We start from the raw sequence: 22,034 nt of genomic DNA on the forward strand, positions 1-22,034 counted from the left end.
AGGAGAACCGTGGGGAAAGTTAAGGTGGTGACGGATAGCTGTTCTGGCTTCCCTCCCGAACTGGCGGAGGACCGAGGGGTGGCGGTCATCCCCCTCACGGTACGTTTCGGAGACAAAACCTTCCGCGACGGCGTGGACATGACGGCGGAGGAGTTCTACCGCCACCTGCCCTCCGCCCCTGAGTTGCCCAAGACCTCCCAGCCGTCGGTGGCCGAGTTCCGGGAGCTTTTCGACCGGCTGGCCGGACACGGTGACACGGCGGGAATCCTGGTGGTCACCCTGAGCCACAAGCTGAGCGGTACATACCAGTCGGCCGTCCAGGCGGCCCGGGAATTCAATCGGGTCCCGGTAGAGGTGGTGGACTCCATGAGCGCCTCGGTGCCGCAGACCTTTGCCGCGCTGGCGGCCGCCCGCGCCGCTGACCGGGGGGCGGGGCTGAGAGAGGCGGCGGCAGCCGCCCGGGAGGTGGCGGCCAGGTCCCGCCTGTATGCCACCCTGGAGACGCTGGAGTACCTGCGCCGGGGCGGGCGCATCGGCCGGGCGGCGGCCTGGGCGGGGGCAGTCCTCCAGATCAAACCGGTGATCACCATCGACGGCGGCGAGGTGGCGCCGGCGGCCCGCCTGCGGACGCGGGCCAAAGCAGTGGAGTTCATCCTGGATCGCCTGGGGGATGAGATCAAACCGGACCGGCCGCTGCACGCGGGCATCATCCACGCCAGCTCCCCGCAGGAAGCGGCAGATCTGGCCGGGGAGGTGAGAAGGCGTTTTCAGCCCGAAGAGATCATCATCTCGGGACTGACCCCCGTCCTGGGCACCCACGCAGGCCCAGGGGCCCTGGGAGTCGCTTACTACCAGGATTAACGAGGAGGCGACGGTCATGAGTACACCGGCCCGGGCTACTCTATCCGCGCGCGCCAAGCGCTATGCCGCCCGCCGGGCCATGGAGTGGCTGACGGGTTACCTGCGCCGGGACCCCGATCAGGCAGTGAACACCATTCTGTCGTGGGGCACCCGGCTGGCCATCATGGAGGCTCACCGCCGGCAGATCGAGGAGATAGCGGAGACCCTGCGGCGGAACCCCGCCATGATGCAGTACGTGCGCCGGCTCGCTCTGGAAGTCCACCCCAACCAGCACCGGGGTGCGATTTTCAACTGGTTTGTGAACAACATCCTCTTCGGAGTACCCGCCCAGTACGCCCTGGCCGCCAGGCTGGGGCACGGCATCCCCAACTTCATCCTGGTGGATCCAACCGAGGCGTGCAACCTGCGCTGTGCCGGCTGCTGGGCGGGGGAGTATGCCCAGCACCACACCATGGACTTCGACCTCCTGGACCGCATCGTCACCGAGGCCAAAGACCTGGGCATTTACTGGATCGTGATGTCGGGCGGCGAGCCGCTCATATACAAGCGTCTCTTCGACCTCTTCGCCAGGCATCAGGACGTGGCTTTCATGGCCTTCACCAACGGAACCCTCATCGACGACCGGGTGGCCGACCGCATCCTGGAAGTCGGCAATTTCGTCCCCTGCATCAGCCTGGAGGGGTTCCGGCAGAGCACCGACGGCCGGCGGGGGCCGGGCGTGTTCGATAAGATCTCGGCGGCCATGGACCGCCTGAAGGAGCGCAGGCTCATCTTCGGGACCTCGGTGACCATCACCCGGAACAACGTGGAGGAGATCACCTCCGACGCCTTCATCGACTGGCTCATTCAGAAGGGCGCTTTCTTTGGGTGGAGCTTCCACTACATCCCCATCGGGCGGGACCCGGACGTCAACCTCATGGTCACCCCCGAGCAGCGGGAATACTTGGTGTGGAGGGTGCGAGAGATCCGCACCACCAAGCCGTATCTGATGGCGGACTTCTGGAACGACGGCTACCTCACCCTGGGATGCATCGCCGGGGGGCGCCGCTACTTCCACATCACCGCGTCGGGCCACGTGGAGCCCTGCGCCTTCGCCCACTTCTCCGTGGACACCATCAAGGGGAAGAGCCTGCGCGAGGTGCTGCAAAACCCCCTCTTCCGCGCCTACCAGAAGCGGCAGCCCTTCAACTCCAACTACCTCCTCCCCTGCCCCATCATCGACAACCCCCAGGCTCTGCGCGAGATCGTGGCGGAATCTGGCGCCCATCCCACCCACCCCGGTGCCGAGACGGTGCTGCAGGGCCCCATCGCCTCCCACCTCGACGACGTATCCCGCCGCTGGGCCGAGCGGGCGGCCCTCATCCAGCGACGGCTGGAGGAGCGGGCGCGCACCCGCGGCCCGGCGGCCTCCGCGGAAGCGTCCACTGCCGGCACCGCCTGCGCAGGTGAAGAGGAAGAAGAGCGGGTAGCTGTTGCCCACGGAGGCGAGACGTGATGAGCGAGAGCATCAGCGAAGCCGCCCTCAAGGCGGCCGACCTGGCCCTGGGGGCCGCCGACTACGCCCTGGAGGCCGCCCGCAAGCTCACCGGGCAACTGACGGGTCGCGGCGGACAGCACCGCCAGGAGGTGACCCGCCGCCTCGAACGTTTGGCCGAGCGGGGCCGGCGGCTGCGCCTGGCCACCCGCGCCGACCTGGAACAACTGGGGACGCGTCTGGCCACCCGGGCCGACCTCGAGCGGCTGGAGGCCAGGATTGCCGCCCTGGAGAAAGCGGCCCGGAAAGAAAGCTGATGAGGTTCGCCTCCCGCCGGGCCCAGTTGGCCAGGCTGAGAGAAATCTCCCAGGTCATGTTGCGGCATGGCCTGGGATTTCTCCTTGTGGAGGCCGGCCTTTCCCACCTGGTGCCCCGGGCCCGGCGCCGTGCCGCTACCCGGGGATACCACCTGCGGGCGGCCCTGGAGGAGCTGGGACCAACCTTCGTTAAGCTGGGCCAGGCCCTGAGCACCCGCCGGGACCTCTTACCGGCCGACGTCATCCGGGACCTGGAGGCCCTGCAGGATCAGGCCCCGCCCCTGCCCTTCTCGCGGGTGAAAGAGGTCATCGAGGGGGAGCTCCGGGGGCCCCTGGAAGACGTATTCGCCTCGTTCACACCCGAGCCCCTGGCCGCCGCCTCCATCGGGCAGGTGCACCTGGCCGTCACCCCGGAGGGACGGACGGTGGCGGTGAAGGTGCAGCGCTGGGGTATCGAGGAGCGGGTGGAGGCAGATCTCGCCATCCTTCAGGAGACGGCCGGTCTAGTCGAGGCCCGTACCGCCTGGGGGAAACAGTACGGTCTGCGCGACCTGGTACGGGAGTTCGCCCGCACCATGCGGGCGGAGATGGACTACCGCACGGAGGCCGAGCGCTGCACCCGCTTCGGCGAGAACTTCGCCGGCGATCCCGAGGTCCGTATCCCCGCCGTGCTTCCCGAGTTGACCTCCCGGCGCGTGCTCACCCTGCAGTACGAAAGCGGGGTCAAGATCACCGACCTGGACGGTCTCCGCGACGCCGGTTACCGCCCCGGGGAAGTGGCCCGCAGGCTCGTGCGGGCCATGATGCGCCAGATCTTCGCCTTCGGGTTGTTCCACGCCGATCCCCACCCGGGCAACCTGGCCGTGCTCCCCGGGGAAGTGATCTTCTTCATGGATTTCGGGCAGGTGGGGCAGCTCACCCCCGACCAGCAGGATCTGCTCCAGGAAGGGGTAACGGCCCTGGCCCGGGGCGACGTGGACACCATGGTGCAGGTGGCCCTGGACCTGGGCACGGTGGGCGACCTGGACCAACAGGCCTTCTCGGCCCGGGTAGCCCATCTGGTGGAGAAATACCTCTCCCGGCCCATGGGCGGGCTCGACCCCGTGGAGGCGGTGCGGGACGCCCTGGACCTGGCCCGCGAGTTCCGGGTGCGCATACCCTCCGCCTTCGCCCTGCTGGGGAAATGCCTGGGCACCCTGGAGGCGGTGGTCACCACCCTGGACCCCGACCTCCGCATCATGGACATGGCCCGCCCCGCCGCCGAGGAGATCCTGCGCCAGCGCGTCTCTCCGCGGGCCGCCCTGCGCCGGGCTCGCCGCGACCTGGGCCTGTGGTGGTCCATGTTCCGCCGCCTGCCCCGTCGCCTGGACCGGGTCATTGCCAAGCTGGACCGCGACTCCCTGCGCATCCGCTTCACCCTGGAGGACCAGGAAGTCCTCCGCCGGGTCGAGCGCCTGGCCACCCGTCTCTCGCTTGCCATCCTGTTCCTGGGCGCCGCCGTGATGGTGACCGGCCTGGTGGTGGCGGGCGCCGCCGGCGGCGCCCTGCGCCTGCCCGCCTGGATGCTCAGCCCCTTCTTCCTGGCCGCGGCGGGCGCCGTAGTCGCCATGTTAGCCCTGGCCGTCCTCGCTTCCGCCCTGCTGGGCTCCCGCCCGCGCCGCCGCCGCTGACACCAGATGCACCACGAGCTACCTGTTTGGCCGCTCTATAGCGCTCAGCAAGTCGCGTTCATCGAACTCGCAGGCACAAGGGAAACGGCGGATGATCCCAAATCGCTCAGGGCAGGATGGCGGTGGCCGCGGCGGCCCAGCCCAGGAAGTACTCGAAACCGAGGCCGATGACTATGGTGAGGACGGCGGTTACGACCACCACCGCGGTTACCGCCGGGCAAACCCGCTCGTCCGCAGGAGACCGCTCGCCGGCGAGGGGCGTCCCGGCCGCAGGCACGGCGGGGGAGGGCCCTCCCGAGGCAGGCTCCGGGTGGTGGGGCTCCGCGGGCCGGGTGCCATCCCTCGCCACGTCGGGCGCTTCCGAAGCGAGGAACATCTGGCGGACGACGCCGTAGTAGTAACCCACGGAGATGACGCTGTTCACCACGATGACCAGGGCCAGCCACACCCCGCCCTGCTCCAGGGCGGCGGAGAAGAGGTAGAACTTCCCGAAGAAGCCGGCCGTGGGCGGGATGCCGATCAGGGAGAGGAAGTAGATGACCATGGCCCAGGCCAGGAGGGGCTGGCGCCGGGCCAGGCCGGTGTAGTCCTCGATTTGCTCCCCGCGGGCGGAGACGGCCACGATGACGGCGAAAACGCCCAGGTTGGCGAACAGGTAGGCCAGCAGGTAGTAGGCCACCGCCCGGCTCCCCATGGGGGTGCCCACGGCCAGGCCCACCAGGATGTAGCCGGCGTGGGCGATGGCCGAATACGCCATCATGCGCTTGATGTTCTTCTGGGGAAGGGCCGAGAGGTTGCCCACGAACATGCTCAGCACCGCCAGCACCGCGAAGGCCGGGGTCCAGGCCGGTCGCAGTTCACCCAGGCCGGCGAAGAACACCCGCAGCAGGGCGGCGAAGGCGGCCGCCTTGGGACCCACCGAGAAGAAGGCCGTGATGGGCGTCGGTGCGCCCTCGTAGGCGTCGGGTGCCCACATGTGCAGAGGGGCACCCGCCACCTTGAACCCGAACCCCACCACCAGGAAGGCCAGCGCCGCGGACCCCAGGACCGACCCCGAGGCGGCGCGGGCGATGGCATCCAGGGAGGTGCTCCCCGCGGCACCGTACAGCAGAGAGATACCGAAGAGAAGCACGGCCGAGGCGACCGCCCCGGTGAGGAAGTACTTGACGGACGCCTCCACCGAGCGGGCGTCCTCCTTCAGGTAACCGGCCAGCACGTAGGAGCAGAGGGACGCCAGCTCCAACCCCAGGTAAATCATCAGCAGGTCGCGGGAGGAGGCCATGAGCATCATCCCCAGGACGCCCCACAAGAGGAGCGGCCAGTACTCCCCCCGGGCGGGGGCGCGCTGCCGCAGGAAATCGACGGACACCAGGGCCACCAGCAACCCCGCCGCCAGGAACATCCCCCGGAACAGGGCGGCAAAGGGGTCCAGGGAGAGCATCCCCGCCCAGAGCTCGGCGCGGGTCCCCAGACCCGGGACCAGGGCCACCAGGGCCACCGCGAAGATAGCCGCCGTCGCCCCTCCCCATGCCGTCTCCACCCCGCTGGCCGCCGGCCGGGCGGATGCACCGGGGGCGATGGCGCCGGAGGTGGCGGCTGCGGGGACGGGACGGCGGGTGGCGGTGACCACCAGCAGCAGCACGAGGGAGGCGGCGGTCAGGATGAGTTCGGGTGCCAGAGCAGCCCAGGCCACCCTACATCCCTCCTACCCGGGCCGCCAGCTGGATCAGAGCGGGATTGGTGAAGTCCAGCAGCAGCCGCGGGAACACACCCAGCACGGCGATGAGCACGATGAGCGGGATCACCGTGGCCAGCTCCCGGCCGGTGACATCGGGCAGGGCCTCAAGCTCCGGACGGGACTTGCCCATGAGCACCCGCTGCATCATCCACAGCATGTACCCGGCGGTGATCACGATGGTGGCGGCGCCGATGATCACCAGGGTGCGGTACACGGGGAAGGACCCCAGCAGCACCAGCAGTTCCGCCACGAAGCCGGACAGGCCGGGCAGGCCCAGGGAGGCGAAGGAGGCGAAGGCGAGGATGATGCCATAGGCGGGCAGGGCGGTGTAGAGGCCGCTCAGCTTGGCGATCTCGCGGGTATGGGCGCGGTCATAAATCATCCCCACCAGCAAGAACAGCATCCCGGTGATCATACCGTGGGAGAACATCTGGAAGATGGCGCCGCTCAACGCCATCGGGGTGCCAGCGGCGATCCCCAGCATGACGTAGCCCATGTGGCTCACCGAGGAATAGGCCACCAGCTTTTTGAGGTCGGCCTGCCACATGGCCACGAAGGCTCCGTAGATCATGCTGATGACGCCCAGCACGGCGATAGCGTAGGCGAAGTACGATGCCGCCTCGGGGAAGGTGGGCAGGCTCACCCGCATGAAGCCGTAGGTGCCCATCTTCAGGAGGATACCGGCTAGCAACACGGACACCGCCGTGGGGGCCTCGACGTGGGCGTCGGGCAACCACGTGTGGAATGGGAATATGGGCACCTTGACCGCGAAGCCCAGGTAGAGGGCGGCGAACACCCAGAGCTGGAAGTGGAAGGGGAACTTGACCTGCTGTAGGGCCATCATGTCGAAGGTGGGATGGCCCAGGGCCTGGGCGCCCGCGAAGTACATGGCCAGGATGCCCACCAGCATGACCACGCTACCGAGCAGCGTGTATATGAAGAACTTGATGGCAGCGTACTCCCGGCGCGGGCCGCCCCAGATACCGATGAGGAAGTACATGGGGACCAGCACCAGCTCCCAGAACACGTAGAAGAGGACGTAGTCCAGGGCGCAGAACACGCCCATCATGCCCGTCTCCAGGAGCAAAAGGAGGGCGAAGTAGTCCTTGGGCCGCGGCGAGATGTGCCAGGAGGCCAGGCAGGCCAGGAAGGTGAGCAGGGCGGTCAGGAAGACCATGGGGAAGCTGATGCCGTCCACGCCCAGGATGTAGTTGATCCCCAGGCTGGGCATCCAGGCCGCCCTCTCTGTGAACTGCATCCCGGCACCGGGCTGGAAGGCGGTGGCCATCCAGATGGAGATGACCAGGGGGATGGCGGTGCTGACCAGGGCCGCCGCCTTGAAGCCCCGCTCGTCCTGCCGCGGCCACAGGGCCACCACCGCAGCGCCCGCCAGGGGGATGAATATGGCCAGCGTGAGCAACATGCCCTAGAACCCTCCCATCAGATAAAGGGTGAACAGCCCTGCCACCAGGCTGAGGGCGAATACCAGCACGTAGGAGCGCACCAGGCCGGTCTGGGTGGCACGCACGGCCTGTCCCGCCGCCACCGTACCCGCCCCCACCCCGTTGACGGCGCCGTCTATCACCGCCAGGTCGAAGGTGGCCGAGGCGCGGCTCAGTTGCACGGAGCCCCAGCCCACCCCGTTCACTATCCCGTCGATGACCCCCAGGTCAAAGCGGGCCAGCAGCGATGACAGGGCCAGGGCGGGCTTCACCAGGGTGACGTAGTAGATGCGGTCGAAGTACCACTTCTCCTTGAACAGGCGGTAGAGCGGCCCCAGGGCGCCAATGGCCCGGCGGCGGTCCACCAGGCCCAGGCCGTAGATGGCCACCCCCACCGCGATGCCGGTGAGGCCGGCCCCCAGGGCCATGGCCATCACACCGGGGGCGGCGTGCTCGGCGGCCTCCACTCCGGAGAGCCGCACGAAGAAGTTGCCACCCAGGCCGGCCACCGTGGCCAGGCTGGCGAGCACCACGAGCGGCCCCGTCATAACGGCGGGCGACTCGTGGGCGTGGTAATGGGAACGCGGCTTCCCGAAGAAGGTGAGGAGGCAGGCCCGGGTCATGTAGTAAGCCGTGAGGAAGGCGGTGCCCACGCCCGCCCAGAACACGCCGGGCAGGTGGGAGTGATAGGCGCCCAGCAGGATCTCGTCCTTGCTGAAGAAGCCGGCGAAGGGCGGTATCCCCGCCAGGGCGGCCGTCCCCGCGAAGAAGGTCCAGGCCGTGACCGGCATGTGCCGGTACAGGCCGCCCAACTGGTGCATTTCCTGGCGTTCGGTGGCGTGGATGATACTTCCCGAGCCCAAAAAGAGGAGGGCCTTGAAGAAGGCGTGGGTGATGAGGTGGAACACCGCCGCCGCCGGCGCCCCCACCCCCAGGGCCATCATCATGTACCCCAGCTGGCTGATGGTGGAGTAGGCCAGCACCCGCTTGATGTCGGTGGTGACGGTGGCGATGGTGGCGGCCAGAAAGGCGGTGATGGTGCCCACGTAGGCCACCACGCTCAGGGCCAGGGGGGCGTGCTCGAAGAGCACGTAAGAGCGGGCCACCAGGTACACGCCCGCGGCCACCATGGTGGCGGCGTGGATGAGGGCCGACACCGGGGTGGGGCCCTCCATGGCGTCCGGGAGCCACACGTGCAGCGGTACCTGGGCGGACTTGCCCACCGCCCCCATGAACACGAGCAGGGCCGCCGCCGTCACCAGGCCCGGTGCCAGGCTCCCGGTGCCCAGGGCCTCCCGCAGGGGACCAAACGAGAAGGTACCGGCGGCGGCAAACAGCATCATGATGCCGATGAGCAGGCCTACATCACCCACCCGGGTGGTCATGAAGGCCTTCATGGCCGCCGCCGAAGCGGAAGGCTTCTCGTACCAGTGACCGATGAGCAGGTAGGAGCAGAGTCCCATGATCTCCCAGGAGATGAACAGGAGCAAGAAGTTGTCTGCCAGCACCAGGGCCAGCATGGCCGCCGTGAACAGGGAGAGGGTGGCGTAGAACCTGGTGTAGCGGGCGTCCCCGTGCATGTACCCCACCGAGTAGATGTGGACCATCAGGCTGACCAGGGAGACCATCACCAGCATGACGGCGGTGAGGGCATCGACCTGGAAGCCGAGGGGGATGGTAAACTGGCCCACGGGCATCCAGGGATAGCTGAAGTCGAACACGGCCTCCCCTTCCACCCCGGCCCTGGCCCCCATGAAGGAGAAGAGCACCGCCAGCGAAAGCAGGAAGGAGACGCCCACGGCTCCGATGCCCAGGAGCGATCCCCCGTCACGGAAGCGCCGCCCGAAGAAACCGATGGCCAGGAAGGACAGGAGCGGGATCATTGGTATGACGAAGGCGTAACCCAGCACCCTCTCACCCCCTCAGCAGGCGGATGCGGTCCACGTCGATGCCGTGTCGGCGCCGGGCCAGGAGGAAGATGATGGCCAGGCCTACCGCCACCTCCGCCGCCGCCACCGTGATCACGAACACTGCCAGCACCTGCCCCGCCAGGTCCTGCGGGTGCAGGTAGCGGTTGAAGGCCAGCAGATTGATGTTGGACGCGTTGAGCATGAGCTCTATGCCCATGAGGATGCGCACCGCGTTGGGCCGGACCAGGGCGCCGAACAACCCCAGGGCGAAAAGCGCCGCTCCCAGACCCAGGTAGAACTCAACGGGTACCACGGCTCGCTCCCCCTTCTCCTGCGCTCGGCGTTTCGCCGCCCACGCCAGCGGTCTTGCCACCGGTAGCGGCCGGACGACCCGCCGCCGCATCGGCCGGATCACCTGCGGGCGCATCGGCCGGGCCACCCACCGGCCCCGCCCCCCGCGGCTTCCCGGGGACGCGGACAGAGAGGTAGATGGCCCCCACCAGCGCCGCCAGCAACACCACCGAGGCCACCTCGAAGGGGATGGCGTAGGTGGTGAAGATCTGGCGGCCCAGCGGGGCCGTGGTGCTACCCAGGGGTGCCGCCTGGGCGGCCAGCCCCGCCCCCCGGTACACCGCACCCATGGCGGCCACGAATCCCAGCGCCGCCAGGGCGGCCAGCACACCCACCCATCCCCTCTCGGGCTCAGCCCGGCCACTACCCGAGCGACCGCCACGGGCGGTTTCCTCGGCGGAGTCCCGCCCGGCGCCACCGCCCTCGCCGCGCACTTCGGGCGGGGACGAGAGCATGATGGCGAATATGATCAGGGTGGTCACCGCACCCACGTAGATAAGCACCTGGGTGGCGGCCAGGAAGTCGGCCCCCAGCAGGAGGAATATCCCCGCCACGCCGGTGAAGCACAGGGCCAGGTACAGGGCCGCGTGCACGATGCGGGGGGTGGTGATCACCCGGAAGCCAGAGGCCAGGACGAGGATGCCCAGGAAAGCGAAGGCGATCATTTCCCAGTTCAACTCACCTCAGCCCCCTTCCCGGCGTCCCCCTGCGCCGCGTCCGCCGCGCCGCCCTGCGCGGCAGCCCGGGCCTCCGCGGGGGAGAGCTTCTGGCCGACCATGATGCGCGAGTATGGCTGGGTGCACCCCAGCTCGGTCAGGGTGCCCAGGTCGTAGATCAGGCCGTCGGGGTCGTCCACGGCCGTCTCGAAACGGGTGCTCATCCCCAGGGCGGCGAAGGGACAGGCCTCCACACACAGGTTGCACTGCAGGCAGCGCCCCATGTTGAGGTTCCACGCCTTGGGGTACATCTTGCGATCCTCGCCCCGGGCGGACTCGATGGAGATGGCGTCCACGGGACAGGCGCGGGCGCAGGCCATGCAGGCCGTGCACTTGAGCTTGCCCGTCTCGTCGGAGAGGAGCACCGGGTGACCGCGGAAGAGGGGCGAGGTGCGGGGCCGCTGATCGGGATACTGGACGGTCACCGGGGGCGAGAAGAACTCCCGGATGGTCACGCCCAGGCCCTTGAACATGCTGCGGGCAGCCTTCCAGGTATCGAGCAGCAGTTCCATGGCCCTACCCCCAGAGAGCCAGGCCGATGCCGGTGAGGACAATGTTCAGCAGGGCCACCGGCAGCAGGAACTTCCAGCCCAGCTCCATCATGTGGTCGATGCGGATGCGGGGGAAAGTCCAGCGCACCCACATGAAGAAGAAGATGAAGAAGTACAGCTTGGCCAGGAACCACCAGGGTCCCGAGGCGAAGGGGCCCAGCCAGCCGCCCAGGAAGCAGGTCGCCGCAATGGCGGAGATGGCCATCAGGCTGGCGTACTCGGCCACGAAGAACATGGCCCAGCGCATGCCGCTGTACTCCACCTGGTATCCGGCCACCAGTTCCTGCTCGGCTTCGGCCAGGTCGAAGGGGGTGCGATTCAGTTCCGCTGCCGCCGCCACCAGGAACACCAGGAACCCGATGGGCTGCAGCAGGACGAACCAGGCCCGCTGCTGGGCGTGCACGATATCCACCAGGCTCAGAGACCCGGCCACCATGGCGACCCCCACCAGGGAGAGGGCCAGGGGCACCTCGTACCCCAGCAGCATGGCCACCGCCCGCATGGCCCCCAGGGTGGACCACTTGTTCCCCGAACCCCATCCGGCCATAAAGAGGGACAGCATGGTGAAGGAGCCCAGGGCCACCAGGTAGAGGATGCCGATGTTGAGGTCGCGCGACACCCATCCCTGGCCGAAGGGGATCACCACGAACAGGGCCACTGCCGGCACCATGATCACCATGGGCGCCAGCAGGAACAGCCAGCGGTCGGCCCGGGCGGGGATGATATCTTCCTTGGCCAGCAACTTCACCACATCGGGGATGCTCTGCAGCCAACCCTCCGGCCTGCCCACGTACATGGGACCCTTGCGGCGCTGGAAGCGGCCGCACACCTTGCGCTCCAGCCAGATGAGCATGATCTCGTTGCCAAACACGAAGGCCAGCACCAGCAGCACCTTGATGAGGGCCGACACCAGGGGCGACCAGAACCCGGGCAACGACCCCACCAGGGCATTGAGGGAGGAAACGATGCTCACCGGTCCACCTCCCCCAGCACGATGTCGGTGGAACCAACTATGGCCACCAGGTCGGCCACCTTGTATCCCCGCGCCATGAGGTCCAGGGGCTGCAGGTTGGAAAAGCACGGCCCTCGCCACTTGATACGCCAGGGCTTGGGGGAGCCGTCCGACACCAGATAGCACCCCACCTCGCCCCGGGGCCCCTCCACCCGGCCGTACACCTCGGCGCCGGCAGGGGGCTTGAGGGCGCGGGGCACCTTCCCCACCATCTCCCCCTCCGGTATGGAGGCCATGGCCTGACGCACGATGCGGATGCTCTCCTCGATCTCCCGCATGCGCACGATGCAGCGGTCGTAGAGGTCACCGGCCTCGCCCAGGGGGATGCCGAAGGAGAAGCGCGGGTACACGGAGTAGGGCTCACTCCGGCGCAGGTCCCAGTCCACCCCGCACGCCCGCAGCATGGGTCCTGCAACGCCATAGGCGGTGGCGTCCTCCGCCGAGATGGCCCCGATGCCCTTGGTACGGCTGAGGAAGATGGCGTTGCCGATGAGGAGGTCGTAGTACTCCTTCAGCTTCTCCTCCTGCACCCGGAGGTAGCGCTCCACCTCGTCGAACCAGCCCGGGGGCACGTCGTTGCGCACCCCGCCCAGGCGCAGGTACCCGTACAGCAGACGGGCACCCGAGAGGCTCTCGAACAGGTCGTAAAGCATCTCCCGCTCCCGGAAGGCGTAGATGAACGGGGTGGTCGCACCCATATCCAGGGAGAAGGTGCCGAACCAGATGAGGTGGCTGCATATGCGCTGCAGTTCGGCGGTGATCACCCGCAGGTACTCGGCCCGCTCGGGCACCTCGATCCCCAGCAGGGCCTCGGCTGCCCGGCAGTAGGCCCACTCGTTGGTGATGGCGCCCAGGTAGTCGTTGCGGTCGCAGAAGGGGACGATCTGGGCGTAGTTCCAGCCCTCACAAATCTTCTCGAAGCAACGGTGCAGGTACCCGATGACCGGGTCCACGCTCCGCACCACTTCGCCGTCGAACCGGGCCGCCACCCTGAGCACCCCGTGCGTGCTGGGGTGCTGCGGTCCCATGTTGACTTCCAGCACCTCCGGCTCCGCCTCGCCGGCGCCCGGCACCGCTACCTCCTCCCGGCCCTGGGGCCGGCTGCCATTGCCGCCAGAACCCGCAGCCACACCTTGGCTCGACGGCGCAGGTACCGCGAAGGCCGGGGCGTCACCACCGCGTGGGGGGTTGTCTGCGGAGGGGGGAATGCCGCCGGCAGCGGCGGTGCTGCTCCAGGGGGCGAGCAGCGCGGGTCGATCTGCCGGGCCCACCCGCTCGCGGGGCGGCCGCGGGTCGGCGAAGTCCTTGCGCAAAGGATGTCCGGGGTACCCCTCCCAGAGCAGGATGCGCCGGTGGTCGGGGTGCCCCTGGAACCGGATGCCGAACATGTCCCAGGCTTCCCGCTCGTGCCAGTTGGCCCCGGGCCAGACCCCGCACAGGCTGGCCACCTCCGGTGCCTCCCGGGGGAGCAAGGTCCTCATCACCACGGAGACTTTCCTGGCCAGGGAACGAAGGTATGCTACCAGGGTCATCGAGTCCTTGCCATCGACCGCAGTAAGGAAGGAGAAAAAACGGGCGTCCACGGCGGGGTCGTCCCGCAGCGCGCGGGCCGCTTCCACCCAGCGCTCCCGCGGCACCTCCAGGACCAGATCGGGGCCGGAAACCTTCACTTCCAGCCCCAGTGCCGCGGTCAGGCGGCCGGCCAGATCCTCGCCACCCGCCGGCGCGCTCAGGTCCAGGCCGGCTGCGCTCTCTCGAGCGCCCAGCCCTGCGTTGGCTGCACTTTCCCGAACGCCCAGTTCCGCGTTAATGCCACCCTGCTCGGACAAGTCACACCACCTTCCCCGCCCGGGCCTTCTCGAGCAGCCGGGGGTCGGGAGGCAGCCCGTCCCGCAGCACCTTGGCCCGAAGTTGCAGGAGACCGTAGAGCACCGCTTCCGGACGGGGCGGGCATCCGGGCACGTAGATGTCCACGGGGACGATCTTGTCCACGCCGGGGACCACGTTGTATCCGTTGCGATAAGGACCGCCGTAACATGCGCACGCCCCCACCGCCACCACCCAGCGGGGCTCCGCCATCTGGTCGTAGAGGGCGCGCACCCGCGGGGCCATCTTCTCGGTCACCGTGCCCGCGACGAACATGAGGTCAGCCTGCCGCGGCGAGGCCCGGAAGAACATGCCCAGGCGGTCCAGATCGTGCCGGGCCGCCCCGGCCGCCATGGGGGTTTCGATGGCGCAGCAGGCCAGCCCGAACAGGAGGTACCACAGGGAGTTCTTGCGGCTCCAGTTGAGGACCCGCTTCACACTGGTGGTGATGACGCCGGGGAGATGCTCGCTTTCCGCTATACCCATTCCAGCACCCCCTTGCGCCAGGCATACACCAGGCCGATCACCAGCACCGCTATGAACACCACCATCTCCACCAGGCCGGCCACCCCCAGGTGCCTGACCATGACCGCCCAGGGGTACATGAATACGGTTTCAATGTCGAACACCAGGAACAGCAGGCCGAACAGGTAGTAACGTGCGTGGTACCGGATCTGCGCGCTGCCGACGGACGGTTCGCCGCACTCGTACGTTACCAGCTTTTCCGCATAAGGATGGTGGGGCCGCAGCAGCTTCCCCACCAGCATGGTAACGGGCACAAAAAGAAAGCCGGCGGCGACGAAGATGACTACTTCCAGGAAACTGTCCACCTGCCCCCTCACCCCCAACAATGCCGCAACCTTCCTGCAATAGGGCCGTTAGGGTTAAGCAACATCCAAAGGCAAGCTTACACCGTGGCAACCCCATATGTCAACAAAGAAGTGTGCAATTTCACATGCCCTGGTCCCGGCCGGGGGATGGCCCCGGGCCGGGGTGAGCCGGGGGCCGGGCGCGGCCTCCCGCCTCAGGAAGAACGCCCGGCCGTGACCGGAACCCACGTCCTGTCCCTCTCTTCGTAAGCATCCATCTCTTCGGTCATGAACACGTAGGTGGCGCGGGCACGGTTGGAGAACGCCGCGTGGTTCCCCTCCCGGTCCATGGCCACCACGCTCACCGTGCTGAAGTAGCGGTCGACCAGGTAGCCCAGCTCCTCCATGGCACGCTTCCCGGCCTCGTGGAGGGTGAATCCCTCCCGGAGGTGACGTACCAGGCTGTAAGCGGTGCAGGACCGGATGGTCATCTCCCCCCGCCCGGTGCAGGCGGCAGCGCCGTACCGGTTGTCGGCGTAAAGGCCCGCACCCACCACCGGGCTGTCGCCCAGCCGGCCGGGATACTTCCACGCCCACCCGCTGGTGGAAGTAGCCGCCGCCAGGTCTCCCGCGCGGTCGCGGGCCAGAAAATTCACTGTTCCCGGGGAAGCCGGTTCGCCCGCCCGGCCCGGGGCATCCCGGTCGGCACCCGCCGCCCGGCCCGGGGCATGCTCGCGGGATACGGCCGACCCCGGACCCCGCTGGTGGACGCCACCGTACGCGGTGCACACCTTCTCGGGGTCCATGGCCCACTCCACGTACTGCCGGATTTTCTGCAGGTAGGGAAGCCGCGAGGGGTCCGGCACTTCTCCCTCGTCCCGCAGCATGCGCAGCCACACCTCACGCGCCTCCGCGGTGAGTAGCTCGCTGGGGCTGAACCCCATCTCCCGGGCGAACCTCTCCGCCCCCTCACCCACCAGGAAGACGTGGGGCAGTTCCTCCATCACCCGCCGGGCTATGGAGACGGGATGGAAGAAATCCTTCACCGCCCCCACCGCCCCGGCGGCCAGGGTGCGCCCGTCCATAATGGCCGCGTCGAGCTCCACCACGCCCAGGAGGTTGGGCAGGCCACCGTAACCCACCGTGTGGTCGTCGGGGTTCGCTTCCACTGCCCGCACCCCCGCCTCCACCGCATCCAGGGCCGAACCCGCCTGCCGCAATACCTCCACCGCCCGGGCAATTCCCACCCGCCCGTTGGCGGATGCCACCACCACTCCTGGCCCCATCCCCCGCTCCTTCCCTTGCTCCTTCCTCTCCACGCACCTGACCTTCACCGGGGTCCGCCACCCCGCCCGGCCCGCCGTCAGCACGGGCAGGATCGTCCGCTCCGGTCAGGCGGACCTCCGCGCGCTCGGTTCCGCGCCGTGCCGACCGTCAGCAGGGGCAGGGTCCGGTGTGGCCCGAGACCAGGTCGGCCGGCCTCTCGTACACCACCCTGCCGTCGATGAGCACCTTCTCGACCTGGGTGAACGTGCAGAAGGGGTGCCCGTTGAAGATGGCGATGTCCGCGTCCTTGCCCGGCTCCAGACTGCCCAGCCGATCGGCCACTCCCAGGATTTCGGCGGGATTGATGGTGACCGCGCGGAACGCGTCCTCCTCGGGCATCCCGTACCGCACCGCCAGGCCCGTCTGCACCGGTAGCCAGCGGGTGGAAGAGGCCGAATCCACCTGGATGGCCACCTTGACCCCCGCTTTCGCCAGGATTCCCACGTTCTTCATGGTCACCTCGTTCAGTTCCATCTTGCTCCTGCTCATGAGCAGGGGTCCCACCACGCAGGGAATACCCTTCTCGGCCAGGACGTCGGCGATCTTGTACCCCTCCGTGGCGTGCTCGAGGGAGAAGAGGAGGCCGAACTCCTCGGCTATGCGGATGGCGGTCATCATGTCGTCCGCGCGGTGGCAGTGGATGCGTACTCTGATCTCCCGGCGCAAGGCGCGGGCGACGGTCTCCCAGCGCAGGTCCCGCTCCGGGGGAGCAGCATCCTCTTTCCTGGAAGCCTGCTCCAGCTTGCGCATGTAGTTCTGGGCGGAAACCAGGGCCTCCCGCATGACCGCCGCATTCCCCATCCGCGTGGAGGGAACCTGCTTCTTGCCCTCGCCGTACACCCGCTTGGGATTTTCCCCCAGGGCCATCTTGAGGGCCTCGGTGCCCGGGATCGCCATCTCCTCCACCGTACGGCCCGCCAGCTTGACGGCCAGCCCCAGGCCCCCGATGACGTTCCCGCTACCGGGCCCGGTGAACACCGCAGTGACTCCGGCCGCCACTACATCCGCAAAGGAAGGATCGGCGGGGTTAATGGCGTCGATGGCCCGCATGTGGGGGGTGATCGGGTTGGTCATCTCGTTGCCGTCCTGATGGGCCCACACGTGAGGCTCCCCGAACAGGCCTATGTGGCTGTGCGCGTCGATGAAACCGGGTGTTACCCAGCAGCCGCGCGCGTCAATCACTTCCGCTTCGGGCGGAACGGGGATGTCTTTGCCGACAGCCTTGATCTTGCCCCCGTCCACGAGCACGACGCCCCCGTCGATGGTGCCAAGGGTGATGGTGAGCACCTTACCGCCAACGATGGCTTTCATCAGCAACTCCCCCCGAGACGCTTTTCGCCCGCGCCGGGACGCGGGACCGGGTAAGACTTCGGCACCCGAAGCAAAGCTCCTTCCCCGGCCACGCTGCCCCGGCGCCGGCGGGCCGCCGGGACCGCTCGCCGGCGGGCCGCCGGGGTCATAGCAGGGTGATCAGGTCGGCGAGTGCCCCGCGCAGGTCGGGACGGTAGTGCGGCTCGCCCTTGTCCCTCAGGTAAGGACCCTCTACCAGGAAAGTCCTGATCCCCAGGAGAGAGGCAGCCAGGTCCTCCTGCACATCGTTGCCCACCATCAGACATTCCTCCGGGCGGGCACCCACGAGATCGAGGATCTCCCTATAGTACTCGGGGTGGGGCTTGCACGCATGCATGTCCTCGTAAGCCGTCACCAGGGCGAAGGGGAAGTCGTCGATCCGCCCCCAGCGCATGCGCTCGCGGATGGCCACCCGGGGGAAGAGAGGGTTGGTGGCCAGCACGAGGGTGTACCCCTTCGCCACCGCGTGCTCGAGCACGCGCCGGGCCTCGGGCAGCGCGGCGGCCAGGTAGCCCAGGGACGGGAACTCGTCCCGGTAGAAGGCGGTGAACAGAGGGTCGAGCTTTTCCCGGGCAATGCTCACCCGGGGAAGGAAGTCACTCCAGAAGGCCTCTTCGTTGGAACGGGAAAGGTCGCGGTCGGAAATCATGGTCCAGGTGGAAGCCAGGATGGCATCCACCAGGTCGGAAGCCGGCAGGAGACCGTCGAACCGCCGCGCCAGGGCCCCGAAATAGATGGGAACGAAAGCGTCTATGTCCAGTCCCAGCAGGGTGCCGTCCAGGTCGAACAGGAGCACCCCCACGCCGCGCAAGTCCACATCCATCCCCCCAGCGTTGCCTCTTCGGGCCGCCATCGCCCGCTTCCGGGCCGCATGCCCCCTACCACAACCGGATGCAGATCTCCACGTCGCCGGGCTGCAACTCGAGCAGAGTACGCTTACCGCTCCGGCGCACGTCGGTCCACACGCGCCACAGCCCGTCCAGGCCCGATCCCAGCAGCCGGGTGCCGTTGGCCCCGACCTTCCTCCTGCTCACCGCCTCCAGCACGCGTGCCAGGGGCCGCCCCGCCAGGCGCCCCCCCAGGTGCAGGAACACGCCGCCGCCCAGGTGCAAGAGATCCAGCCACGATCTGATCAAATCGTCCACCACGGCGAGGGTGACGGGGATCAGGAAGCGCCGCCCGCCCGGCCGGCCGACGCGGATCAGCAGCAAATGGTTGCGCGGCCACACCGTGTCCTCACCTCATCTGGCATGGTAGCAGTCCGGCCGCGCCCGGTCAACCTCTTGCGCCCGATCATGCGACCGATCACCTTTGCAATCCGGTCAACCTTTCTGCTCGCCCACTTCAGGCCCGCGCTCCCCGCGCAACCGCGCGCAGGCCCGCTGCTCGATCACGCATCCTGCTCTATCAGGCATACCGCTCTTGCTGTATAATGAGGCCAGGCGGTAGCCTTCGGGGCGGGGTGAGGGAAGAAACCTTCCCAATTCCCAACCGGTGGTGATGCCCCTGCCGCCCGGCAGGGGACGAGCCCATCAGCCCCAGCGGTGGACTCCGGTGAGAATCCGGGGCCGACAGTAAAGTCTGAGTGGGAGAAGGCACGGGAACATCGGCGGCAAACAGTTGCACGCTGACCCGGATTCCCCCCGAAAGGCTCCCTCGGCCGAGGGAGCCTTTCCGTCAGCAGCCCCGGGCTCCCCGCAAACCAAAGGGGGGTTCTGGATGTCCAGGAGTGTGCTGAGGGAAATCGTTCTCACGGCGCTGTTCGTGGCCCTGGTGGCCCTGGCCACCATGGTCATCAAGATTCCCACCGGGGCCACCCAGGGGTACCTGAACGTGGGAGAAGCGGTGATCTTCTGGGCGGCCCTGTGGCTCGGTCCCCGCACAGGGGCCATCGCCGGGGGAGTGGGGTCGGCCATGGCAGACGTACTGACCGGCTACGCCATCTGGGCTCCCTGGACCCTGGCGATCAAGGGTGCGGAAGGACTCCTGGTGGGGCTGCTGGCTCACCGCACCTTCGCCCGCGGACATGCCCTGACGGCGGGCGTGGTGGGCGCCATGGTGGCCGGTGCTGCCTGGATGGTGCTGGGGTACTACCTGGCCTCGGTGGTGGTCCTGCACGGGTTTGCTCCCGCCCTGGCCACCATCCCCGAGAACGGCCTGCAGGGGCTCGCCAGCGTGGTGCTGGGAGCCGTGCTGGTGCGGGCATTCCGGGGGGCAAAGGAGTTGGTCGAATCCCGCTAGCACCTGCCGGCCACAGCCCTCGGGTTTCTGGCGCGCAGCCCGTTACCGCAAGCCGCTGCTCCGGCAGCACGTCGAGGAGCGGATAAGGCGGGCACCCATGGCTCAAAGTACAGGCAGAAGAGGCAAGAGGAGGCGCCGCCTTGGGCGAACGGTATCAGCGCGTATCCGGCTTCCTGGCAGGGCGCCCGGCCCACCTTCAGGCCAGGCTGGCCAACCTGGAGAGCAACCTCACCTGCACGGTAGACCGGGTGGCGGCCCCCGCCGACCCTGCTCCCTTTCTCACCTTTACCCTCTCCTCCCCCCGGGCCGGCACCACCGTGACCCTCAAAGAGGAAGAGATCGCAGAGGTCCGGGCCGCACCGGACGGGCGCAGCCTGGTTATCCGCATGGATGACGGCACCGAGTTCACCCTGACCACCTGATGGGGACGGCTGCTGTCCCTGTTCAGGAGCTCCTCAACTCGCCATCCATCCAGGATGCGTAAGAGGCTTCCACCTGGTCCAGGGGGACGACCAGGAAGGCGGGCACCTGGTAGCTGTGGCGGCTCTTGATCTCGTCGCGGAGGGCGGGGACGAGGTCCATCCTGGTCTTGAGCACGAGGACCGCTTCCGAAGCGTGTTCCAGGTTCCCTTCCCACCGGTACACTGACGTCACCCCCGGAACGACGTTGGCGCAGGCGGCCAGGCGGGCAGATACGGCCGCCTCGCCCAGCCCGACCGCTTCTTCCGAGCTGCCTGCGGTGACATACACCAGGCAATACCTGACCGACATCGCGCCACCTCCGTACCAGCACACCACCATCCATTCTGGTGGTGGCGCCGGGCCCCTGGGGGCGCAGCGCCAGCCCCGCACGCGTGTAGCGGCCGGCCTGTCAGGCGCGGGGGCCTTGCTGGGCCTGGGGGGGGTCCACGGCCTGGGTCTCCACCACCTGGGTGTTGGCCAGCCTGTCCCCCATCCGCCTGCCCTGGGGATCGACCAGTACCAGCACGGTTTCGAGGATGCCCAGAATGCCGCCCACCACGGCACCGGCCGCCCATCCCACCACCGGGATCACGGCAAGGAGCGAGCCCGCGGCAAGGGTGATGTTCCGCCGCGCCGAACCCACCAGGTCGATGTCCCCGCCCCCCAGGCTGACCACCTCGAGCCCCAGCAGCTTCTTGCCGATGCTGCGGTTCTTCCACTGCGCATCCCTGGTGATCTCGTAAACCAGGGCGTCCTTGGTGAGGGTGTACGCAGCCCCCACCAGGGCACCCACCACGGGGATGAATCCGGGGATGCCGGCAATGATGCCATCCACCAGGGCGGCCAGGAAGCGCCGGAACAGGTCGGCCTTCCGGTAGTTCATGATGCAACCCTCCTCCTCCCGTCCATTCTATGCCCGTCAGGGTCCCTGCAGGGCGGCGATGGCTTTCCGGGCCCAGTCGGGGTCCGCCAGCAGGGCCCTGCCGATGCCGACCAGGTCGGCCTTCCCTTCCCGCACGATGCGGTCGGCAAAGATGGGATCGGTGATCCCGCCGGTCACCACCACAGGCACTCTTACCACCTGTTTGATCCCTTCCGCGAGGGGAACGAAGTACCCCGGCGGGGCGCCGGGCGGTCGCGACCCGCCCAGCCCCCCGGTCACGTCCACGAGATCGACCCCGGACTCCACCAGCCAGGGAACTACCACCTGGCTTTCCTCCAGGGTGAGGCCGCCGGGGACGTTGTCAGCCGCCCCCAGACGGTACAGGAGGGGGTAATCGGCTCCCACCGCAGCCCGCACGGCCCGGACTACTTCCAGCGGGAAGCGGACTCGATTCTCCAGTGGACCGCCATACTCATCCTGGCGGCGGTTGGTGACCGGAGAGAGGAACTGGTTGAGCAGGAAGCCGTGGGCACCGTGGATCTCCACCCCGTCGAACCCGGCCAGGCGCGCCCGCCGGGCCGCGGTGGCAAAGGCTTCGGCCAGCGCCGCCAGTTCCCCCGCCTCCAGAGCCCGGGGCGCCCGGTGGGACCGGGGGTTGAGCACCTCCGACGGACCCACGGGCCGGGCACCCGCCACCTCCTCGGTGGTGGCGCCCCCGGCATGGGTGATCTGAATGGCCACCTTCGCCCCCGCCTCGCGGATGGCTTCCGCCAGGCGCCGATAAGCAGCGATGAGGCCGTCGTGATGCATACCCAGTTGCGTGCGCGTCAGCCGCCCACCGGTATCCACGTAGCTGTGCTCCACGATGACCAGGGCCACACCCCCGCGCGCCCGCGGCAGGTAATGGTCGAAGTGTCGTTGCGTCGGTTCCCCATCGGTGGTGGCCACATCCGAAGCCATGGGTGGCATGACGATCCGATTCCGCAGCTCCATGCCCTTAAATTCCAGCGGCGCAAGAAGTCCCGGCATCCTCGCACCCCTTTCAGATTCGCGAC

General features: G+C 68.2%; 23 protein-coding genes. 6 read left to right on the plus strand and 17 right to left on the minus strand.

Annotation, left to right across the window (positions count from 1 at the left end):
• Nucleotides 1–9 precede the first annotated feature (9 nt).
• Genes QME70_11595 through QME70_11610 form a run of 4 tightly spaced genes read left to right on the plus strand, consistent with a single transcriptional unit; the run spans nucleotide 10 to nucleotide 4,322 of the window.
• Complete coding sequence (locus QME70_11595; protein MDI6895219.1) at nucleotides 10–861, plus strand: DegV family protein; 852 nt, start codon at nucleotides 10–12, stop codon at nucleotides 859–861.
• Nucleotides 862–877: 16 nt separating this feature from the next.
• The gene (locus tag QME70_11600) at nucleotides 878–2,356 is read left to right on the plus strand and encodes a radical SAM protein (GenBank protein ID MDI6895220.1); all 1,479 of its coding nucleotides are present in this window, start codon (nucleotides 878–880) and stop codon (nucleotides 2,354–2,356) included.
• Nucleotides 2,356–2,652 carry a hypothetical protein gene (locus QME70_11605; GenBank protein MDI6895221.1) on the plus strand — a complete coding sequence of 99 codons (297 nt, stop codon included), beginning with the start codon at nucleotides 2,356–2,358 and terminating at the stop codon, nucleotides 2,650–2,652. Before QME70_11600 ends, QME70_11605 begins: the two co-directional genes overlap by 1 nt.
• On the plus strand, nucleotides 2,652–4,322 hold the full coding sequence (locus QME70_11610) for an AarF/ABC1/UbiB kinase family protein (protein ID MDI6895222.1): 1,671 nt from the start codon (nucleotides 2,652–2,654) through the stop codon (nucleotides 4,320–4,322). The genes QME70_11605 and QME70_11610 overlap by 1 nt, the downstream gene beginning before the upstream one ends.
• Before the next feature lie 106 nt (nucleotides 4,323–4,428).
• Here QME70_11610 and QME70_11615 read toward each other — a convergent pair whose 3' ends face one another.
• The 14 genes from QME70_11615 to QME70_11680 all read right to left on the minus strand — a co-directional run bounded on the left by QME70_11615 (nucleotide 4,429) and on the right by QME70_11680 (nucleotide 18,622).
• On the minus strand, nucleotides 4,429–6,015 hold the full coding sequence (locus QME70_11615) for an NADH-quinone oxidoreductase subunit N (GenBank protein ID MDI6895223.1): 1,587 nt from the start codon (nucleotides 6,013–6,015) through the stop codon (nucleotides 4,429–4,431).
• A gap of 1 nt (nucleotide 6,016) precedes the next feature.
• Nucleotides 6,017–7,483, minus strand: coding sequence for an NADH-quinone oxidoreductase subunit M (locus QME70_11620; GenBank protein MDI6895224.1), 1,467 nt, complete (start codon nucleotides 7,481–7,483; stop codon nucleotides 6,017–6,019).
• A 3-nt stretch (nucleotides 7,484–7,486) separates the two neighbouring features.
• On the minus strand, nucleotides 7,487–9,412 hold the full coding sequence (nuoL, locus tag QME70_11625; GenBank protein ID MDI6895225.1) for an NADH-quinone oxidoreductase subunit L: 1,926 nt from the start codon (nucleotides 9,410–9,412) through the stop codon (nucleotides 7,487–7,489).
• 4 nt (nucleotides 9,413–9,416) lie between these two features.
• Nucleotides 9,417–9,725 (minus strand): NADH-quinone oxidoreductase subunit NuoK, encoded by a 309-nt coding sequence (gene nuoK, locus QME70_11630; protein MDI6895226.1) that lies wholly within the window; start codon nucleotides 9,723–9,725, stop codon nucleotides 9,417–9,419.
• Nucleotides 9,712–10,440 (minus strand): NADH-quinone oxidoreductase subunit J, encoded by a 729-nt coding sequence (locus QME70_11635; protein ID MDI6895227.1) that lies wholly within the window; start codon nucleotides 10,438–10,440, stop codon nucleotides 9,712–9,714. Before QME70_11635 ends, nuoK begins: the two co-directional genes overlap by 14 nt.
• Entirely contained in the window at nucleotides 10,437–10,991 is a 555-nt protein-coding gene (locus QME70_11640) for an NADH-quinone oxidoreductase subunit I (protein MDI6895228.1), read from the minus strand. Before QME70_11640 ends, QME70_11635 begins: the two co-directional genes overlap by 4 nt.
• A gap of 4 nt (nucleotides 10,992–10,995) precedes the next feature.
• A complete protein-coding gene (gene nuoH / locus QME70_11645; GenBank protein MDI6895229.1) occupies nucleotides 10,996–12,003 on the minus strand; it encodes an NADH-quinone oxidoreductase subunit NuoH in 1,008 nt (335 codons plus the stop codon).
• A complete protein-coding gene (locus tag QME70_11650) occupies nucleotides 12,000–13,871 on the minus strand; it encodes an NADH-quinone oxidoreductase subunit D (protein ID MDI6895230.1) in 1,872 nt (623 codons plus the stop codon). Before QME70_11650 ends, nuoH begins: the two co-directional genes overlap by 4 nt.
• Before the next feature lies 1 nt (nucleotide 13,872).
• Nucleotides 13,873–14,394, minus strand: a complete 522-nt coding sequence (locus QME70_11655; GenBank protein MDI6895231.1) for an NADH-quinone oxidoreductase subunit B family protein — start codon at nucleotides 14,392–14,394, stop codon at nucleotides 13,873–13,875.
• The gene (locus QME70_11660) at nucleotides 14,385–14,738 is read right to left on the minus strand and encodes an NADH-quinone oxidoreductase subunit A (GenBank protein ID MDI6895232.1); all 354 of its coding nucleotides are present in this window, start codon (nucleotides 14,736–14,738) and stop codon (nucleotides 14,385–14,387) included. Before QME70_11660 ends, QME70_11655 begins: the two co-directional genes overlap by 10 nt.
• A 194-nt stretch (nucleotides 14,739–14,932) precedes the next feature.
• Complete coding sequence (locus tag QME70_11665) at nucleotides 14,933–16,036, minus strand: N(4)-(beta-N-acetylglucosaminyl)-L-asparaginase (protein ID MDI6895233.1); 1,104 nt, start codon at nucleotides 16,034–16,036, stop codon at nucleotides 14,933–14,935.
• A gap of 115 nt (nucleotides 16,037–16,151) precedes the next feature.
• Entirely contained in the window at nucleotides 16,152–17,354 is a 1,203-nt protein-coding gene (locus tag QME70_11670) for an amidohydrolase (protein ID MDI6895234.1), read from the minus strand.
• Nucleotides 17,355–17,499: 145 nt separating this feature from the next.
• Nucleotides 17,500–18,210 carry an HAD family hydrolase gene (locus tag QME70_11675; protein MDI6895235.1) on the minus strand — a complete coding sequence of 237 codons (711 nt, stop codon included), beginning with the start codon at nucleotides 18,208–18,210 and terminating at the stop codon, nucleotides 17,500–17,502.
• 61 nt (nucleotides 18,211–18,271) lie between these two features.
• Nucleotides 18,272–18,622: a hypothetical protein gene (locus QME70_11680; GenBank protein MDI6895236.1), complete on the minus strand. Its 351-nt coding sequence runs from the start codon at nucleotides 18,620–18,622 to the stop codon at nucleotides 18,272–18,274.
• Nucleotides 18,623–19,112: 490 nt separating this feature from the next.
• Between QME70_11680 and QME70_11685 the strand changes: the two genes are divergently transcribed.
• Nucleotides 19,113–19,634, plus strand: a complete 522-nt coding sequence (locus tag QME70_11685) for an ECF transporter S component (protein MDI6895237.1) — start codon at nucleotides 19,113–19,115, stop codon at nucleotides 19,632–19,634.
• 140 nt (nucleotides 19,635–19,774) lie between these two features.
• The gene (locus QME70_11690; protein ID MDI6895238.1) at nucleotides 19,775–20,056 is read left to right on the plus strand and encodes a hypothetical protein; all 282 of its coding nucleotides are present in this window, start codon (nucleotides 19,775–19,777) and stop codon (nucleotides 20,054–20,056) included.
• A 22-nt stretch (nucleotides 20,057–20,078) separates the two neighbouring features.
• Here the strand turns inward: QME70_11690 and cutA are convergent, their stop codons facing one another.
• The 3 genes from cutA to QME70_11705 form a co-directional block, all read right to left on the minus strand.
• The gene (gene cutA, locus QME70_11695) at nucleotides 20,079–20,405 is read right to left on the minus strand and encodes a divalent-cation tolerance protein CutA (protein MDI6895239.1); all 327 of its coding nucleotides are present in this window, start codon (nucleotides 20,403–20,405) and stop codon (nucleotides 20,079–20,081) included.
• 100 nt (nucleotides 20,406–20,505) lie between these two features.
• On the minus strand, nucleotides 20,506–20,979 hold the full coding sequence (locus tag QME70_11700; GenBank protein MDI6895240.1) for an RDD family protein: 474 nt from the start codon (nucleotides 20,977–20,979) through the stop codon (nucleotides 20,506–20,508).
• A 36-nt stretch (nucleotides 20,980–21,015) separates the two neighbouring features.
• Complete coding sequence (locus QME70_11705; GenBank protein MDI6895241.1) at nucleotides 21,016–22,008, minus strand: NADH:flavin oxidoreductase; 993 nt, start codon at nucleotides 22,006–22,008, stop codon at nucleotides 21,016–21,018.
• Between the last annotated feature and the right edge of the window lie 26 nt (nucleotides 22,009–22,034).

Source organism: Bacillota bacterium (assembly GCA_030019365.1).
Lineage (GTDB): Bacteria > Bacillota > Sulfobacillia > JACIYH01 > JACIYH01 > JACIYH01.

Excerpts from the sequence above, each read along its gene's own strand:
- QME70_11700 (MDI6895240.1), bottom strand. The coding sequence starts at position 20,979 with ATGAACTACCGGAAGGCCGACCTGTTCCGGCGCTTCCTGGCCGCCCTG.
- QME70_11705 (MDI6895241.1), bottom strand. The coding sequence starts at position 22,008 with ATGCCGGGACTTCTTGCGCCGCTGGAATTTAAGGGCATGGAGCTGCGG.
- QME70_11600 (MDI6895220.1), top strand. The coding sequence starts at position 878 with ATGAGTACACCGGCCCGGGCTACTCTATCCGCGCGCGCCAAGCGCTAT.
- QME70_11620 (MDI6895224.1), bottom strand. The coding sequence starts at position 7,483 with ATGTTGCTCACGCTGGCCATATTCATCCCCCTGGCGGGCGCTGCGGTG.
- QME70_11655 (MDI6895231.1), bottom strand. The coding sequence starts at position 14,394 with ATGGGTATAGCGGAAAGCGAGCATCTCCCCGGCGTCATCACCACCAGT.
- cutA (MDI6895239.1), bottom strand. The coding sequence starts at position 20,405 with ATGTCGGTCAGGTATTGCCTGGTGTATGTCACCGCAGGCAGCTCGGAA.
- QME70_11610 (MDI6895222.1), top strand. The coding sequence starts at position 2,652 with ATGAGGTTCGCCTCCCGCCGGGCCCAGTTGGCCAGGCTGAGAGAAATC.
- QME70_11685 (MDI6895237.1), top strand. The coding sequence starts at position 19,113 with ATGTCCAGGAGTGTGCTGAGGGAAATCGTTCTCACGGCGCTGTTCGTG.
- QME70_11640 (MDI6895228.1), bottom strand. The coding sequence starts at position 10,991 with ATGGAACTGCTGCTCGATACCTGGAAGGCTGCCCGCAGCATGTTCAAG.
- QME70_11670 (MDI6895234.1), bottom strand. The coding sequence starts at position 17,354 with ATGAAAGCCATCGTTGGCGGTAAGGTGCTCACCATCACCCTTGGCACC.
- QME70_11605 (MDI6895221.1), top strand. The coding sequence starts at position 2,356 with ATGAGCGAGAGCATCAGCGAAGCCGCCCTCAAGGCGGCCGACCTGGCC.